Source organism: Rathayibacter sp. VKM Ac-2760, assembly GCF_009834185.1.
In the GTDB taxonomy this organism is placed as follows: Bacteria; Actinomycetota; Actinomycetes; order Actinomycetales; family Microbacteriaceae; genus Rathayibacter.
In genome coordinates, this window is the sequence record NZ_CP047173.1 from 3,043,501 (window position 1) to 3,060,751 (window position 17,251).

Consider the following 17,251-nt stretch of genomic DNA (forward strand, 5'->3'; position numbering starts at 1 on the left):
GGTCGGGCCGCACCGGGTCGGGCCGCACCGGCACGGTCCGCCGCCGGCGGCTCCCCGGCCGAGCCCGCCCCGGGAGCAGCGCTGTCAGCCCGCGGCCGGGTCGAGTGCGGGGTTGGCGGTGCCCGTGCAGGTGGGCTGGGCCTTGCCGAGGATGAAGTCCGACAGCGCACGGAAAGTGAGCTCGGGCGCCTTCACCCAGGGAGCGTGCTCAGCGCCGGGGATGTAAACGGTCTGCGCGTCGGAGCTCGCGGTTCCGAGGGTGTGCTGGCTGGGCCAGGGCAGGAAGTCGAACTGCGCTCGCACGAGCATCGTCGGCACGTGGAGCGTGCGGAGCGCGGTGAGCGTCGAGTCCCAGTGCGCGGCGAAGTCGGCCGCCAGGATCGGGTTCGAGTAGACGTTGAGTCCGCCGGTCGCACCGAGCTCCGCGGTGAGGATGCTCCTGGCGTCCTGCTGGGAGGCCAGATTCAGCGCGGCGTCGGATCCCATGAGCTGCTGCACCACCAGCGCGGCCAACACACGCGGTGACGAGACATTGCCCGGCTGCTCGGTCGGCACGTCCCCCGGTGCACTGCGCTGGTCGACATCGGCCGTCGCCGCCAGGTCCTGGTCGTCGATCTCCTGGGCCTCCGGGGACAGCCCGTAGGTACCGGGAGCGATGAAGACGGCCTTCTCGACGTGGGCCGAGTGGTCCGCCGCATAGGCCGCGGCGAGGAAGCCTCCTGCGGAGTGACCGACGACGATCACGCGGTCCGCCCCCGTCTGCTGGCGGACAGCATCGATGTCCGCGAGCGATCGCTCCAGGGAGTACTCGCCGATCGGCAGGTCGGGGGAATAGCCGCCGCCGGCCTGGTCGAACATGTACACGTCGTGTCCGGTCTCGGCGAGTCTGGGGATGACGGTGAATTCACCGGGGGTGACGAACCCGCCGGGGCCGCCGTGGAGGTACACGATCGGTACGTCCGAGCCGGACGGCGCGGCAGCGGCGGTCTTCCAGACCGCCACCCGTGAGCCGGTGGACAGATCCCAGTAGGCCGGGGCGACGGGGTTGTAGCTCGGGGAAGTGCGGGTGACGGGAGCGAGGACCGTGGCGCCGGCGAGAGCACCGAAGCCGATCGTCGCGACGACGGCGACGGCCACCGGGACGCGCAGGCGAACGAGGCGCCGGACCGGGCGCGGCCGACGCGGCAGGATCCGCTGTGCCGCCACGACCAGCAGGAACACCACCACGAGTGACAGAACGATCCAGACGATCACCGCGACCGGCAGCGACGCGGTGAGTGCGAGGGCCGCCGCGACGGTCGCGGCGACGACGCCGACGACGACGGACGCGGCGACGGCGAGCACGAACAGGACCTTGCGGAGGACGACCGAGGGGCGCGTCCGGCCGGCCCGGGAGGGGCTTCTCGAGGGTTCGGGTGCTGACATGGGTGTGAGATCTCCTGGGAGGGTGGCGCAGTGACCGGGAGAGGGCACCGCGCGAGGGGCGGCCGCTGCGGGTGCCGCGGCCGCGGGAATCGGAACACGGGCGGAAGACGGACCGCGTCCCCCGGTCGCAGCGTTCGCTGCGGCTCGGGGGACGCGGTCCGCGTCAGCGCATCGCCGCCGGGCGGTCGGCCCGACGACGCTGGTCAGCCGACGCGGTTGAGGATCGCGGTGTAGGCGGCGGAGGCGTTACTCGTGCCGGAGCCCGACGGCGAGACGGAGCCGAGCGTCGAGGGGGTGTCGCGGTCGATGGACCAGTGGTGGAGACCGGCGAGACCCTCGGCCTTCACGAACGCGGCGATCGCCGCGAGGTCCTCGGGGGTGGTGACCTCCTCGGTGACGTCGTTGACGCCGATCATCGGCGTCAGCTCCAGCTTCGAGAACGGGATGCCGAACTTCTCGTTCACATTGCGGGCTGCCTGGATGGCGGACGCGCCCATGTCGGTGGAGAGGATGTTCCCCGCCGTGTCCGTCCGCATGACGGCGGCTCCGGTGTTCTTTCCGCCGTAGTCCATCGTCATGAGGTTGACCGTGTAGTTCTTCAGACCTGACGCCTTGATGGCGTCGACGGTCGTGACGCCGAGCCCGTTGAGGCTGCCCTTCGAGCCGTCCGACGCCGCCAGGGTGGCGAGGGTGAACGAGAAGCGGAGCCTCGGGTACTTCACCTCGGCGACGGCGGCGGCGTGGACGAGCTCCTGGATCTGCTCGGGAGTCTGCTGGCGCTCGATGTCGAAGTCGACGCCGATCAGGTTCTTCGAGGCGTAGCGGCTGATGAAGGAGTCGAGCTGCTCGGCGTTCGCGGTGAACACACCGGCGTTGCCTCCGGTGGAGAGGACGTAGTCGACGTTCGCGGCGGTCAGCTGATCGATCGAGCGCTTGAAGGCCGTCGCCGAGATCCCTGCCCAGTTCGGGTCGTCACCGGCCCCGGTCGCGAAACCGAGCGTGACGGCGCGGCTGCCCGTCCTGCTCGCCCAGGAGTCGGCGCCCACGAGCGGGATGATGCGCCCGTTGTGCACGGTGCGCAGCTGGTTGGTGTTCCAGTCCATGTTGATGGTGACGTCCTTGTACCCGGAGGCGAGGACCGCCGGCGCCGTCCCGGTCACCGGGGTGCCGGAGGGAGCCGCCGGGGGCGGGGGCGCGATCGTCTTCGCCGGCGCGGGGACGGACGGGGTCGCCGGCGCCGTGGTGGGAGCCGGGGCCGCGGGCGCCTTGCTGGGAGCCGGGGTCGCGGTGGGAGCGGGGGCCGCGGGCGGCTTCGGCGTCGTCACAGCGGTCGCGGGCTGCCACACCTTGCCGGAGCCGATCGGACCGGAGTCCTGGCGGGGATCCTGGCCGCTGGTCCACCAGCCGGCGGTGTAGAGCTTGCCGTCGCGGGCGACCTGCTGGCCACCGGTGTACGTCGCGGCCGCACTCCACCCGGACACGCCGTCGATCCCGGCGATCGGAGCAGACGGGGCCGCGGCCGCGGCCGGGGCGGCGCTCGGCGCGGGGACGGCGACGGGCGTGGGAGCAGCGACGGGCGCGGGAGCAGCGGCCGGGCGGAGGACCGCCTTCGCCGGCGCCCAGACCTTGCCGGACCCGATCGCGCCCGACACCAGTCGCGGGTCGTCGCCGTTGGTCCACCAGCCGGCGGTGTACAGCTTCCCGTCGCGGGTCACCTGCTGCCCGCCGAGGTAGGTCGCGGTGGCACTCCACTCCGGAACGCCGAGCGCTCCCGAGGACTGCGTCGAGGACGCGGCCGGGGGCTGCTCCTGGGCGAAGGCCGGCGCGGCGCCGAGGAGAGCGCCTCCCGCGACGACGCCGAGCGTCGTCCATCCAGCCAATGTGCGTCGAAATGCGGTACTCACAGTCGTCCGTTCCTTCATCGTGGACCCGAATTGGTCAACCGGATGCTGACAGACAACGAACCGAGCGCTCCCCGCTGGCGCGAAACAGTGCGCCCTGGCGCGCGTGGTGGCCCCGAAAGGTCGCCTCAATCGATGCAGAAACCCCTCGACAAAAGCCGGAGCGCACGAAGGCGGCCCATCAACGACGACCGCAGTGCGGAGCGCGCGATCGAGAATCGCGTGCCAGCGATTCGAGACAGCGCGACGCGACCCGCTCCACGGAACGCACCATCCCGAGGAGCCGACCGCGCTGAGCCGCACAAGGGGCGGCTCAGAAAACGGCACGGTGCCGACGGCGCTGAGCCGCGCGGGGAGCGGCTCAGAAAACGGCAGGCGCTCGGCTGATCCGCCTCCGGCGGATCAACCGAGCGCCCGCTCGATCTTCTCCGTGATCTCGGTCTGGTCGAGGTAGTTGTCGATGACGACGACCTCGGCGAAGGTCTTGCCGATCTTGTCGAGGAGCTCCCGGGAGGTGAGGATGACCTGCGCGTCGGCGGCGAGCGCGTCGACGGAGGCGAGGTCGGACGCGACGACCTCGGCGTCGAGGTCGAGCGCTTCGAGGGCGCGCTCGGCGCCGAGCTTGAGGATGGCGGAGGTGCCGATTCCGGCGCCGCAGAGGGTGACGATCTTCATGCGCTTCTTCCGTGGTGCGGGGTGTCGTCGGTGAGGACGGCGTTGATGCTGCGGACGGTGCGGGCGGCGGCGAGCGCGCCGACCGCGTCCGGGCGGCTGAGGACGTCGGCGAGGCCGGAGACGAAGCCGACATGGCCGTGCGCCTGGGTCGCGGCGATGCCGATGACGACCGAGACGGGGTCGTTGGTGCTGTGGCCGAAGGCGACGGGTTCGGCGAGGGTGACGACGGAGATCCCGTCGGCGAGCACGTCGTTGCCCGGGCGGGCGTGGGCGAGGGCGAGTCCGGGCGCGATGACGATGTAGGGCCCGAGCACGTCGATCTGCTCGACCATGCGGCGGGAGTAGGCCGCGTCGACGGCACCGCTGCGCTCGAGGGCGCGGCCCGCCTCCAGCACCGCCTCGCGCCAGCTGCCGGCCGGGTGGCGCAGGGCCACCGCGGCGTCGGGCAGCGGGTCGAGGGGCATGCTCAGGCCGCCTCGAAGCCGGCGCTGATCGTGTCGATCAGCTCGCGGCGCTCGTCGAGCGGCAGGAAGCTCGCCTCGGCGGCGTTGATCTGGAACACCTCGAGGTCGTCGAGGTCGTAGCCGAACGCGTCGGAGAGCAGGGCGAGCTCGCGGCTGAGGGTCGTGCCGCTCATCAGACGGTTGTCGGTGTTGACGGTGACGCGGAAGCCGAGCTGGTAGAGCAGGTCGAACGGGTGGTCGGCCAGCTCGTCGCCCCACGCGGCGACCGCACCGGTCTGCAGGTTGGAGGACGGGCTCAGCTCGAGCGCGATCCGCCGGTCCTTCACCCACTCGGCGAGCTCGCCGAGGGTGACGTAGCTGGCGTCGTCGTCCTGCCGCTCGATGCTGATGTCCTCGGCGAGGCGCACGCCGTGGCCGAGGCGGAGCGCGCGGCCGTCGAGGAGCGCGGAGCGGATGCTGTCGAGGCCGTCCGCCTCGCCCGCGTGGACGGTCGTGGGGAAGTGGGCGGCGGCGAGCAGCTCGAAGGCGGGGCGGTGCCGCGACGCGGGGAAGCCCTCCTCCGCGCCGGCGATGTCGAAGCCGATCGCGCCGCGCTCGCGGTGGCGCAGCGCCAGCTCGGCGATCTCGAGCGAGCGGTCGCCGTGCCGCATCGCGGTGATCAGCTGGCCGACGCCGAGGCGCTGCCCGTGGGCGGCCGCCTCCTGCACGCCCTGCTGGAGCCCCTCCTGGACCGCTTCGACGGCGGCGTCGAGGGTGAGGCCCGCGCGGAGGTGCTGCTCGGGCGCCCAGCGGATCTCGCCGTGGACGACTCCGTCGGCCGCGAGATCGAGCACGAACTCGCGGGCGACCCGCTCGAGCGAGGCCGCCGACTGCATGACGGCGATGGTGGTCTCGAAGGTGGCGAGGTAGTCGGTCAGCGAGCCGGAGTCGGCGGTGGTCGTGAACCAGCGCTCGAGCACCTCGGGGTCCGCGGCGGGGAGCGGCACGCCCGTCTCCGCGGCGATCTCGACGATGGTCGCGGGGCGGAGACCGCCGTCGAGGTGGTCGTGCAGCGAGACCTTCGGCAGGTCGTCGATGAGGATGCCCTCGCCGGGGAGGAGGTACTCCTCGTTGCTGTCGGTCACGGTGCTCCTCCGGTCGGTCGACGGTTCGCCGACCACCTTACGGTGCCGCCCGGCGCGGCCCTCCGCCGAGGCCGCCACCCCGTCCGGGTCGGACGCCCGCGGTACCGCCCGCCCGACCTCCGGCACGCGGAAACACCTCCGGCACGCTGGAATCAGCGCATCCCGCGAGCCCGAGCCTGTTCCGCGAGCCGAACGTCCGCCTCAACCACCTCCGGCTCGCAAAAACACCTCCGGCACGCTGGAATCAGCGCATCCCGCTAGCCCAAGCCTGTTTAACGAGCCGAACGTCGACCACGCCCAACCCCGGCAGGCGGAAACACCTCTGGCTCGCTGGAACCGGCACATCCCGCGAGCCCAGGACTGTTCCACGTGCCGAACGTCGACCGCGTCCACCTCCGGCCCGCGGAAGCACCTCCGGCACGCTGGAATCAGCACATCCCACAAGCCCAAGCCTGTTCCACGAGCCGAACGTCGACCACGTCCACCTCCGGCACGCGGAAGCACCTCCGGCTCGCTGGAACCGGCACATCCTGCGAGCCCAGGACTGTTCCACGAGCCGAACGTCGACCACGCCCACCTCCGGCACGCGGAAACACCTCCGGCACGCCGGAATCAGCACATCCTGCGAGCCCAAGCCGGTTCCACGAGCCGAACATCGACCACGTCCACCTCCGGCACGCGGAAACATGTCCGGCACGCCGGAATCCGCGGACTCCGCGTGCCGGACGCCGTTCCGCGAGCCGAAGTTCTCCGGCGGGCTGCAGGCGACGCACGACGCACGACGCACGACGCGAGGGTCAGGCGATGCGCTCCGCCACCAGCGGGCCGCCGTCGAGGACCACGTCGCCTTCGTCGCCCACGCGGTAGGAGCCCTCGAGCGCCTCGAGCGCGCGGGCGAAGCGCGACGGCTCGTCGGCGGAGAGCGTGAACAGCGGCTGCCCGGCCCGCACTCGATCGCCCGGCTTCGCGTGCAGGTCGATGCCGGCCGCGTGCTGCACCGCGTCCTGCTGGCGCGCCCGGCCGGCGCCGAGGCGCCAGGCCGCGATGCCGAACGGCAGCGCCCGCTGCTCGACGAGCACCCCGTCGCGCTCGGCCAGCACGACGTGCGTCTCGCGGGCGACCGGCAGCGCGCCGTCCGGGTCGCCGTCCTGGGCGCGGATCACCGCGCGCCAGGTGTCCATCGCCGCGCCGCCGTCGAGCGCACCCTCGACGTCGGCGTCGGGCAGGCCGGCGAGCGCCAGCATCTCGCGGGCGAGCGCGAGGGTCAGCTCGCGCACGTCCGCCGGCCCGCCGCCGGCGAGCACCTCGACCGACTCGCGGACCTCGTTGGCGTTGCCGATCGCGAGGCCGAGCGGCACGTTCATGTTGGTCAGCAGCGCGGTGGTGCGGACGCCGGCGTCGTTGCCGAGGTCGACCATCGCGCGGGCCAGCTCGCGCGAGCGCTCGATGTCGGTCATGAACGCACCGGAGCCGAACTTGACGTCCAGGACCAGGGCGTCGGTCCCCTCCGCGATCTTCTTCGACATGATCGAGGAGGCGATCAGCGGGATCGCCTCGACGGTGCCGGTGATGTCGCGCAGCGCGTAGAGCTTCTTGTCGGCCGGAGCGAGGCCGGAGCCCGCGGCGCAGATCACGCCGCCGACCGTGCGCAGCTGCTCGAACATCTCCTCGTTGCTGAGGTCGGCCCGCCAGCCCGGGATCGCCTCGAGCTTGTCGAGCGTGCCGCCGGTGTGACCGAGGCCGCGGCCCGAGAGCTGCGGCACCGCGACGCCGAAGGAGGCGACCAGCGGCATCAGCGGCAGCGTGATCTTGTCCCCCACGCCGCCGGTGGAGTGCTTGTCGACGGTCCGCTTGCCGAGGCCGTCGAAGCTCATCCGCTCGCCGCTCGCGATCATCGCCAGCGTCAGGTCGCGGATCTCGTCGCGGTCCATCCCGTTGAGCAGCACGGCCATCGCGAACGCGGCCATCTGCTCCCCCTGGACGTAGCCGCGGGTGTAGGCGTCGATCAGCCAGTCGATCTGCGCGGTCGAGAGCGTGCCGCGGTCGCGCTTGGTGCGGATGAGGTCGACGGCGTCGAACGCCTCGACGGGGGTGGGCGGGGTCATGCGGGGTCCTCGGTTCAGGAGTGGGAGCGGGAGGCGGTGGCGCGGCGGACCACGGGGACTACTCGGCCGCGTACGCCTCGAGGGTGCGCGGGCCGAAGGCGTCGGGGATGACCTCGTCGATCGTCTTCACTCCCGAGACGGTCTGCAGGAGCATCCCGTCGGCGGAGTGCTCGAAGAGCAGCTGGCGGCAGCGCCCGCAGGGCATCAGCACGCCGCCCTTGCCGTCGACGCAGGTGAAGGCGACGAGCCGGCCGCCGCCGGTCATGTGCAGCGACGACACCAGCGCGCACTCGGCGCAGAGAGTCAGGCCGTAGGAGGCGTTCTCGACGTTGCAGCCCGAGATCACCCGGCCGTCGTCGACCAGTGCGGCGACGCCCACGGGGAACTTCGAGTACGGCACGTAGGCGTGGCCCATGGCGTCGAGGGCCGCCGTGCGCAGCGCCTCCCAGTCGATGTCGGTCATCGGTTCCGTCCTCACGATTTGAGATAGGGCTTGCCGGCCGCCGCCGGCCCGCGCGACTGCCCGACCAGACCGGCGACCGCGAAGATCGTCACCACGTAGGGCAGCATCAGCATGAACTCGCTCGGCACCGGCGAGCCGATGACGCCGAGCACGTTCTGCAGGTTGGTCGCGAAGCCGAACAGGAGCGACGCGAGGGTCGCCTTGATCGGGTCCCAGCGACCGAAGATCACGGCGGCCAGCGCGATGAAGCCCGCGCCCGCCGTCATCTCCTTGCCGAACGCGCCGACCGCGTCGAGCGTGTAGTACGCACCGCCCATGCCCGCGATCGCACCGGCGAGCGAGACGTTCCAGAACCGCGTCCGCGCGACGTTGATGCCGACGGTGTCCGCCGCCTGCGGGTGCTCGCCGACCGCGCGGAGCCGCAGGCCCCACTTCGTCTTGAAGAGCCCCCACCACACCGCGAAGATCGCGAGGTACATCAGATAGACGATCACCGTCTGGTTGAACAGCACCGGGCCGAGGATCGGCACCTGGCTGAGCCCCGGGATCGGCAGCCGCTCGAACTTGACCGGCGAGTTGAACGTCGCGGCGTCGCTGGTCAGCACCTGCGAGTAGAGGAAGCTCGTGAGCCCCGTCACGAGGACGTTGAGCACGACGCCGACGATCACCTGGTCGACCAGGTACTTGATCGCGAAGGCGGCGAGCACGAACGAGACCAGCACGCTCGCGATCATCGCGGCCAGCAGGCCGAGCACGGGCTGCCGGGTGAGCGAGCCGACCATCGCGGCGGTGAAGGCGCCGGCGAGCAGCTGGCCCTCGATCGCGACGTTGACGACACCCACACGCTCGGAGATGACGCCGCCCAGCGAGCCGAAGATCAGCGGCGTCGCGAGGCCCACGGTGCCCAGCAGCAGGCCGGGGAGCGGCAGGGCCGCCCCCGCGGACGCCCAGACCAGGAAGCCGACGAGGAACACGAGCGCGAAGAGCGCCGAGAGCCAGAGCGGGATCCTCCGGGCCGAGCGGGTGAACGCGACGGCGACCGCGGTGAGGGCGACGAGGACGACGGCGACGACCACTCCGGTGCCCCGGGTGGGGAACGGCAGGTCCGGCAGCGCGAAGAAGTCGCCGCCCGAGGCGAGACGGAACGAGCTCGTGCCGTCGCGCCCGAGCGCCACGAACAGGATCACGGCGAGCAGCGCGAAGATCCCGAACGCGATCGGGGCCTTCCAGCTGCGGACGGCGACGCGGGTCGCGACTCCGGGGGCTCGGTCGACTGCGGTGGTCATGCGGACACCTCCGTGGTGCGGCGCGAGCGGCGCTTCGGGGCGACCCCGGGCGTCGGGAGGCGGAAGATCGCGCGCACCAGGGGCGGCGCGGCGATGAAGAGCACGATCAGCGACTGCACGACGAGCACGACGTCGATCGGCACGCCCTCTGCGGCCTGCATCGAGTAGCCGCCGGCCTTGAACGCGCCGAAGAGGATGCCGGCGAAGAACACGCCCCACGGCTTCGAGCGGCCCAGCAGCGCGACGGTGATCGCGTCGAAGCCGATGCCCGCATCGATGCCCGAGGTGAATCCCGTGGTGACGGTGCCCATCACCTGGGCGCTGCCGGCCAGGCCGAGCAGGCCGCCGGAGAGCAGCATCGCGTACACGTAGCTGTTCTTCACGTCGATGCCGGCGACCCGGGCCGCGTGCGGGTTCTCGCCCACCGCACGGAACTTGAAGCCGATGCTCGAGCGGTTGAGCAGCCACCAGACGAAGATCGTCGCGAGGATCGCGAAGACGAAGCCGAGGGTCAGCGAGTAGCCGGAGCCGAGGAGGTCGGGGAAGACCGCCGTCTCCTTCATCCCGGGCGACTTCGGGTTGTTCGAGCCGGGAGCCTGGAGGGCGCCGGGGGTGCGCAGCAGGTACGACACGAGGTAGAACGCGACGTAGTTGAGCATGATCGTGAGGATCACCTCGTGCGCGCCGGTCCGCGCCTTCAGCAGGCCGACCAGTCCGCCCCAGAGCGCCCCGCCGAGGATGCCCGCGGCGAGCGTGATCACCAGGTGCACGCCGAACGGCAGGTCGAAGGAGAAGCCGACCCAGCCGGCGCAGGCGGCGGCGATCAGCATCTGGCCGCGACCGCCGATGTTGAACAGGCCGACGCGGAAGGCGAGCGCGACACCGAGGCCGCCCGCGATCAGCGGCGTCGCGAAGGCGAGCGTGTCGGTGAGCGGCTTGATGCCGTTCGCGAAGCCCTCGCGGCGGAAGTTGTAGACCGAGCCCTGGAAGAGCGACGAGTACGCCCCGGCGACGGACTGCCAGATCGCCTGGAGCGTGTCGAGCGGCCGGGCGAGGAAGTAGCCGGCGGCCTGCTGGACGTCGGTGTCGGTCGCGGCGATCAGCACGCCGCCCGCGATCAGCGAGAGCAGCACGGCCAGCACCGACATCAGCGCGGTGCCGGAGAGGATCTCCCGGAGCACGCGTGAGGCACCGCTCTCGATCGGGCCGGGCCGCGCCTCCTGACCCGGCTTCTGACCCGGCTCGAGTCCGGTCGCCCTCTCGGACTCGGCGTCCGGATCGACGGCGGGCAACTGCGCGTCGCTCATGCGGCCGCACCCTTCTCGGCGGGCGACTGCCCGGCCATCATGAGCCCCAGGACCTCCCGGGGCGTGTCGGCGGGGACGATCCCGATGATGCCGCCCTTGTACATGACCGCGATGCGGTCGGCCAGCGCCGCCACCTCGTCGAGCTCGGTGGAGACGACGATGACGGGCACGCCCGTGTCGCGGGTCTCGACGATGCGCTTGTGCACGAACTCGATCGAGCCGACGTCGATGCCGCGGGTCGGCTGGGCGGCGATGAACAGCCGCAGCTCGCGGCTGAGCTCGCGGGCCAGGACGACCTTCTGCTGGTTGCCGCCGGAGAGCCGGCCGACGTGCGTGGTGATGCCCTGGGCGCGGACGTCGAACTCGCGGACGCGCTCCTCGGCGAACCGCTCCAGCTCCTTCAGGCGCAGCCCGAGGCCCTTGACGAACGGGCCGCTGTCGCTGCGATCGAGCATGAGGTTCTCGGCGATGGTGAACTCGGCGACCAGTCCGTCCTCGGTGCGGTCCTCGGGGACGAAGCCGACCCCGGCGTCGAGCACGCGGCGCACCGAGAGGCCGTCGAGCCGGCGGCCGTCGAGGGTCACCGTGCCCTCGACCCGCTCCTGCAGGCCCATGATCGCCTCGGTCAGCTCGGTCTGGCCGTTGCCCTGCACGCCCGCGATGGCGAGGATCTCACCGCGGCGGACCTCGAACGAGACGTCGTCGACGACGGCCTGGCCGTTCGCGTCGCGGACGGTGAGGTTGCTCACCACGAGCGCCTCGTCGCCGGCGGTCGCCGGCCCCTTCTGCACGGTCAGCTCGACGGCGCGGCCGACCATCAGCGAGGCGAGCTCGGCGTTGCTCGCCGTGGGCGCCGCCTCCCCCACCACCTGGCCGAGGCGGATGACCGTGATGCGGTCGCCGACCTCCCGCACCTCGCGGAGCTTGTGGGTGATGAAGACGATCGCGGTCCCTGAGGCGCGCAGCTGGCGCATGATCGCGATCAGCTCGTCGGTCTCCTGGGGCGTCAGCACCGCGGTCGGCTCGTCGAAGACGAGGACCTTCGCGTCGCGCGAGAGCGCCTTGATGATCTCGACGCGCTGCTGGACGCCGACGGGCAGGTCCTCCACGATCGCGTCGGGGTCGACGTCGAAGCCGAAGCGGTCGGAGATGTCGCGGACCCGCGCCCGCGCGGCGGCGAGGTCGAGCCGGCCGCCGGACTTCGTCTCCTCGTGCCCGAGCATGACGTTCTCGGCGACCGAGAAGACCGGGACGAGCATGAAGTGCTGGTGGACCATCCCGATGCCCGCCTTCATGGCGTCACCCGGCCCGGAGAAGCGCTGGACCACGTCGTCCAGCAGGATGTCGCCCTCCTCGGCCTGGTAGAGGCCGTACAGCACGTTCATGAGCGTCGACTTGCCCGCGCCGTTCTCGCCGAGAAGGCAGTGGATCTCACCGGGTTCGACGGTGAGGTCGATGTGATCGTTGGCCACGAGAGCGCCGAAGCGCTTCGTGATGCCCCGCAGTTCGAGCTTCATGGGTCCAATCTAACTTTCGGCGCGAGGTGCGAGGGCGCGGTGAGGGCGGGACAGCCGACGAGAGGCCGGTGAGCCCGAGCAGAACTCGGGCCCACCGGCCTCTTCGTCAGTGCGATCGATCCGTGCGATCGATCAGTGTGCTGCGACCGATCCGGGGATCAGGACGCGGCGGGAGCGGACGGCGACTCGACGGTGATCGAGCCGTCGATGATGCCCTCCTTGATGGTGTCCAGCTCGCCCTGCAGGTCGGCCGAGACCTTCGACTCGAAGTCGTGGAACGGCGCGATGCCGACACCGTCGTTCTCGAGCGTGCCCACGTACGGGGTGGCGTCGAACGCGTCGGCACCCGCGGTGCTCGTCACGTCGTCGGTGCCCGCCTCGATGCCCTTGAGGATCGAGGTCAGGTAGAGGTCGGCGCCGTCCGGGTAGGTCTCGTACAGGTCGGCGTCCACGCCCACCATCGCGATGTCCTTGCCGGAGTCGCGGATGGCCTCGATGGCGGACTGGAAGATCGGCCCGCCGACCGGGAGGATGACGTCGGCGTTCTGGTCGATCAGCGACTGCGCGGCCGACTTGGCCTCGACACCGGCCGCGAAGCCACCGGTGAAGGAGCCGGTCTGCGCGGCGACGTCCCAGCCGACGACCTTGACGTCGGTGCCCTTCTGCTCGTTGTGGTACGCCACGCCGTCCGCGAAGCCGTCCATGAAGATGGTGACGGTCGGGAACTGCTGGCCGCCGTAGGTGCCGACGACACCGGTCTTCGAGTACGACGCGGCCGCGTAGCCGGCGAGGAACGCCGACTGCGAGGTGTCGAAGGTGATCGGCTTGACGTTCGGCAGGTCGATCGACGCGTCGTCGATGATGGCGAAGTCGATGTCGGTGTTCTCCTCCGCCGCAGCCGAGGTGGCCTCGGCGAGGGCGAAGCCGACGGTGATGATCAGGTTGCAGCCCTGGTCGACGAGGCTCGTCAGGTTCGGGGCGTAGTCCGTCTCGGACTCCGAGGTCACGGTCTTCGGGGTGACGCCGAGCTCCTCGGACGCCTTCACGAGGCCGTTGTAGCCCAGCTCGTTGAACGACTTGTCGTCGAACCCGCCCGCGTCGGAGACCATGCAGGGCAGGAAGTCGCCGCCGGCGGCGGCGCTCGAGCCGCTCTCCTCGGGGGCGGAGGCACAACCGGCGAGAAGCGCGGTGACGCCCAGAGCGGCGAGACCGCCGAACGCGGCCTTACGCGTGGTGATAGTCAAGATTCGTCCTCCAAGATTCGGCCCCGCGCGCACGATCGGCACTGCAGGGCATCGATGACCTCACGTTACCCAAGGTGTCGGAACGCTCAGGGGCCGCAGAGGGCCAACTCGGGAAGCGTTACACAGTGTTGATCTTGGGGAGGAGCCGTGAGCGGCTCCTCCCCCGCGGTCGGCGGAGCGAGGGGGCGCGTTCCGCAGAGCGGGTCGCGTCGGGCCGGCGGTCGTGGTCACTGGTCGTGTCCGTTCCAGGTGATGGTGCGGGTGCTCTGCTTCCAGGGGGTGTCAGTGGGCCAGGTGCGCAGGGTGATGGTCTGGGGGGTGGGGAGGGGTGTGTCGGGGGTGAAGTGGAAGGTGCCGGTGCTGTCGGTGTCGATCGGGAGTTGGACGGGGGTTTCGCCGAGGCGGATCTGGATCTTCTGGTTCGGGGGGACGGTGCCCTCGATGCTGGTCGCGGTGAGGTGGGTGATGTGGATGGCGGAGTCCTCGTCGGTCTCGGGGACGGGGGTGGGCAGGGGTGGTGCGGTGTCGATCACGAGGCGTTCGGCGATGGTGTGGTCTCTGCAGGTCGCGACGAGGCGGGTGTTCCCGCCGGGGGTGCCCTCGGTGGCGGTGAGGGTGAAGTAGCCCTCGCTGTCCACGGTGGCGGTGGGTGAGGCGGGGAGGCCGGTGCGGGTGGTGTCGATGCTGTCCGGGGGCATCGTCTCGAGGTGCACGAGGGCGCCCGGGGTCGCGGTGCCGTGCACGGTGCGGCCTTCCACGCGCAGGTCCGGGCCCCACTCGATGACGGGTCGGGGGACGGGGGTGCCGCTGGTGGTGACGGTGAGGCTCTTCCCGGTGCTCGTGAATCCGCCGGTGTCGGTGCTGGAGCTGCGCAGTTCGTAGGTGACGTGCAGACCGGGGCCTTGGAAGCCGATGCTCCTGTGGCAGGTCCACAGGCCGATCGCGTTCACTTTCGTGGCCCCGCAGACCAGTTCCTTCGTGTCCGGGTTCCACAGTTGCAGGAACGAGCCGGGGGTCCCGTTCCCGGTGAACTCCCTCACGTCCTTCACGGGAGCGGTGGACTCGGTCAGGGGTCCGGTGAACGCCCAGTCGCGCTGCACCGGCGCGACGGAGTCCAGGACCATCTGCTCGGTCACCATCGGCGTTGCGAAGGCGTTGCGCGAGGGAGTCCACAGATCCAGCTCGTCCAGAGCGTGCCGGTACCGGGACTGCATCAGGCTGCGGATCGATCCCACCGGAGTCGTGAAGGCGTCCACCCGCACCGGTTCCGGGTTCGTGGTGGGCAGGGAGTCCAGGTCCACGTGATGCTTGATCCCGTAGATCCGCACCCCGCCGTCGTCGTTCATCTGCTCCGCCCACTTCTTGCGGAACTCCGTGAACACGGCACCGTTGTTGTACTCGTCGGCGAGGAGATCCAGGCTCTCGTCCAGACTCGTCGACCCCGCCGACGCGAGCCGCTCCAGCTCCTCATCCGTCGCGTCCCGGATCTGCTGCTTCTCCCACTGAGTGCCGTCCTTCCCGCCGGTCGTGGGATCGTGACCCTCCGCCAACTCCGCGAGATCCACCTTCGTCTGCAGATAATCCGACCGGTAGCGGGCCTCGTCCATCCGGTCCGACACCCCGTCCCGCACCGAGTCCGCCAGAGCCAGCGACGAGCGCTCCAGAGCATCCGGCGCCCAGTCCTTGAACGCCACGATCATCTGCTGCCCCGCGCTCATCGCCTCCTCCACCGGACTCGGATGCGACCACAGCGACGCCGCCATGTACAGCACCATGAACGGCGCCAGCTCCGGCATGAGCCCCACCAGCAGCCCCACCATCGACGCGATGAAATCCGTCTCGCTCCCGCCCTGACTGAACGCGATCATCGACGTCACGAACCCCACCACAGCACCCGCCGCGCCCGCGAAGTTCGCGATCCGCGCGCCCAGCATCGGCGCGACCGACGTCACCAGATCCGACGTCGTGTTCACCACCGACAACGCCGACACATCCCCCTGCATCAACCCCCACACATCCAGCCCGACACCCGCCGCCGCCGGACCGTGCATCCCCGAGAAGAACCGCAGCGGAGCCTTCTCCAACCCCGCCACCAGCTCCGGATACCGCGACCACACACCCCCCGCGAAACCAGGACCATGCACCTGACGCACCGCATCGCCCACCGGATCCACCAACTGCGCCCGCTGCACCGCCCGCACCGCATCCGGCCCCGCCTTCACCTCCGACGCCACCCGCGCCTCGAACGCCGCAGCATCCTCCGACGACAGGCGAGTGACCGGCGCCGTCGCGCAGTCGTGGCACGACAGCTGCTTCGTGGCCTCGGGGACGCTCGACCCCACCGCCTCGAGCGGGGCCGACCCCGGATCGTCCCAGGTTCCGTCTCGCGGGACGACGTCGGTCCTCCCCCGCACGTCGGACGCCTCCCAGTCCGAGAAGTCCTGCGGCACTCGGACCGGGAACCACGCGGCCCCCCTGTTCTCGGTCAGGAGCAGGCTGGGGACGTACTCCGGGCGGGGCCGCACGCCGCGCTCGTTCGCGAAGACGAGCTCCGTCGGCGGTCTCACGGCGATGCTCAACCGGGCGGCGGCGGCCATCAACCATCCGTGGCGATCCGCCGCCGGGGTATCGGCGGCGGAGTACCGGTCGAGCGCGAACCGCCGTGACCGGAGGAACCAGGGATCCACCGCGATGGACGGGAACTCCTCGGATGAGAAGACAGCGGGCGTGTTGTCCGGCCCGGGTGTGGTCAAGGCCCTCCGCGCCGCGGTCAGCCCGCGGGGACCGCCGTGCGTGAACACCTCGGCCAGCATCACGTCGCGCGAGACCTCGGTGTCCGTCGGGCCGCTCAGGGCCGCCGCTGACGACCAGGCACGGACAGGGACAGGCACGGAGGTCTGGCTGGGGGCAGCTCCGCCGAGGGCCGCGATCGCGTGCATCAGCTCGTGCTGGGCCGTCATCACCGGATCGAGCAACCGCGCCGCGCCGGTGGAGGGATCCCGCCACGCGATGCCCTCGGCCGCCGCGGCGGGCCAGAAGGCGCCGTCCAGCGTGATCAGGCTCCCCGCTCCGTCCGGGTCGACACCGAAAGGGACGTCCCTGCCGGCAGCGCGGGTCGAGGTGCTCTCGGCGAACACGATCTGCACCGGCGACGTGCGCACGGCGGCACCGGGCGGCCCCGACACCGTCCAGACGTTCTTCGCCCCCGGCGCGAGGAGGAACGGGATCGCCTTCAGTGCTGCCTCGCCCGTCGGTGTCGCCCGGATCCGATCGAGGACGCCGGAGACCCGATCCACGAACTTCTGGAAGCGGTCGACCTCGAGGACGGCGCCGGTCGGCGCCAGTGAATCCGCCTCGGGCGAGACCGTGCTGGTCACGCCGATCCCCGGAGCGACCTGCACCACCAGGTAGCGCTTGGTCGAGTAGGGCTGCACGAGGAGCATGCCCGCGTCGCCGGGAGAGCGGACGTCGACCGTGCTCGACGGCGCGACCGGGTCGGTGGGCGCTGCCGAGGCGGACGGCACGGGCGTCAGCACGCCGACCAGGACGGTCAGGGCGACGACCGCCGCCAGCACACCGCTGTGGCGCCGACCACCGACGAGGGAGCGGGAACGAGAGCGGGTGAGGACGATCACCCGCCGGACATTAATGAGACCGGCGGAGTCTCGCCCGGCCTGGCGTCCTCGTGGCGCGGAAACGAAGGCCGCACCCGTGTTCGCGAGCTGCGCAGGCAGGAGGTC

Annotated in this window: 12 protein-coding genes; all 12 read right to left on the reverse strand. The window is 71.1% G+C overall.

Going from position 1 to position 17,251, the window contains the following annotated elements:
* Window positions 1-84: 84 nt before the first annotated feature.
* The 12 genes from GSU72_RS13770 to GSU72_RS21835 all read right to left on the reverse strand — a co-directional run bounded on the left by GSU72_RS13770 (window position 85) and on the right by GSU72_RS21835 (window position 17,146).
* On the reverse strand, window positions 85-1,425 hold the full coding sequence (locus GSU72_RS13770; RefSeq protein WP_159985574.1) for an alpha/beta hydrolase: 1,341 nt from the start codon (window positions 1,423-1,425) through the stop codon (window positions 85-87).
* A 203-nt stretch (window positions 1,426-1,628) separates the two neighbouring features.
* Window positions 1,629-3,305, reverse strand: coding sequence for a carbohydrate-binding protein (locus GSU72_RS13775; RefSeq protein WP_159985575.1), 1,677 nt, complete (start codon window positions 3,303-3,305; stop codon window positions 1,629-1,631).
* A 423-nt stretch (window positions 3,306-3,728) separates the two neighbouring features.
* A complete protein-coding gene (locus GSU72_RS13780; RefSeq protein WP_159985576.1) occupies window positions 3,729-4,001 on the reverse strand; it encodes a PTS sugar transporter subunit IIB in 273 nt (90 codons plus the stop codon).
* Complete coding sequence (locus GSU72_RS13785) at window positions 3,998-4,465, reverse strand: PTS sugar transporter subunit IIA (RefSeq protein WP_159985577.1); 468 nt, start codon at window positions 4,463-4,465, stop codon at window positions 3,998-4,000. The genes GSU72_RS13780 and GSU72_RS13785 overlap by 4 nt, the downstream gene beginning before the upstream one ends.
* A gap of 2 nt (window positions 4,466-4,467) precedes the next feature.
* On the reverse strand, window positions 4,468-5,589 hold the full coding sequence (locus tag GSU72_RS13790) for an adenosine deaminase (protein WP_159985578.1): 1,122 nt from the start codon (window positions 5,587-5,589) through the stop codon (window positions 4,468-4,470).
* A 797-nt stretch (window positions 5,590-6,386) separates the two neighbouring features.
* A complete protein-coding gene (locus GSU72_RS13795) occupies window positions 6,387-7,694 on the reverse strand; it encodes a thymidine phosphorylase (protein ID WP_159985579.1) in 1,308 nt (435 codons plus the stop codon).
* 58 nt (window positions 7,695-7,752) lie between these two features.
* Window positions 7,753-8,157: a cytidine deaminase gene (locus tag GSU72_RS13800; protein ID WP_159985580.1), complete on the reverse strand. Its 405-nt coding sequence runs from the start codon at window positions 8,155-8,157 to the stop codon at window positions 7,753-7,755.
* A gap of 11 nt (window positions 8,158-8,168) precedes the next feature.
* Entirely contained in the window at window positions 8,169-9,443 is a 1,275-nt protein-coding gene (locus tag GSU72_RS13805) for an ABC transporter permease (RefSeq protein WP_159985581.1), read from the reverse strand.
* Window positions 9,440-10,750, reverse strand: coding sequence for an ABC transporter permease (locus GSU72_RS13810; protein WP_159985582.1), 1,311 nt, complete (start codon window positions 10,748-10,750; stop codon window positions 9,440-9,442). The genes GSU72_RS13805 and GSU72_RS13810 overlap by 4 nt, the downstream gene beginning before the upstream one ends.
* Window positions 10,747-12,267: an ABC transporter ATP-binding protein gene (locus GSU72_RS13815; protein WP_159985583.1), complete on the reverse strand. Its 1,521-nt coding sequence runs from the start codon at window positions 12,265-12,267 to the stop codon at window positions 10,747-10,749. Before GSU72_RS13815 ends, GSU72_RS13810 begins: the two co-directional genes overlap by 4 nt.
* Window positions 12,268-12,425: 158 nt before the next feature.
* Entirely contained in the window at window positions 12,426-13,511 is a 1,086-nt protein-coding gene (locus tag GSU72_RS13820; protein ID WP_159985584.1) for a BMP family ABC transporter substrate-binding protein, read from the reverse strand.
* Window positions 13,512-13,738: 227 nt separating this feature from the next.
* Window positions 13,739-17,146: a hypothetical protein gene (locus GSU72_RS21835; RefSeq protein WP_159985585.1), complete on the reverse strand. Its 3,408-nt coding sequence runs from the start codon at window positions 17,144-17,146 to the stop codon at window positions 13,739-13,741.
* Window positions 17,147-17,251 lie beyond the last annotated feature (105 nt).

Bases quoted from the DNA above. Each gene is read 5' to 3' on its own strand.
- GSU72_RS13805 (WP_159985581.1), bottom strand. From the start codon at position 9,443: ATGACCACCGCAGTCGACCGAGCCCCCGGAGTCGCGACCCGCGTCGCC.
- GSU72_RS13770 (WP_159985574.1), bottom strand. From the start codon at position 1,425: ATGTCAGCACCCGAACCCTCGAGAAGCCCCTCCCGGGCCGGCCGGACG.
- GSU72_RS13785 (WP_159985577.1), bottom strand. From the start codon at position 4,465: ATGCCCCTCGACCCGCTGCCCGACGCCGCGGTGGCCCTGCGCCACCCG.
- GSU72_RS13800 (WP_159985580.1), bottom strand. From the start codon at position 8,157: ATGACCGACATCGACTGGGAGGCGCTGCGCACGGCGGCCCTCGACGCC.
- GSU72_RS13815 (WP_159985583.1), bottom strand. From the start codon at position 12,267: ATGAAGCTCGAACTGCGGGGCATCACGAAGCGCTTCGGCGCTCTCGTG.
- GSU72_RS13810 (WP_159985582.1), bottom strand. From the start codon at position 10,750: ATGAGCGACGCGCAGTTGCCCGCCGTCGATCCGGACGCCGAGTCCGAG.
- GSU72_RS13780 (WP_159985576.1), bottom strand. From the start codon at position 4,001: ATGAAGATCGTCACCCTCTGCGGCGCCGGAATCGGCACCTCCGCCATC.
- GSU72_RS13795 (WP_159985579.1), bottom strand. From the start codon at position 7,694: ATGACCCCGCCCACCCCCGTCGAGGCGTTCGACGCCGTCGACCTCATC.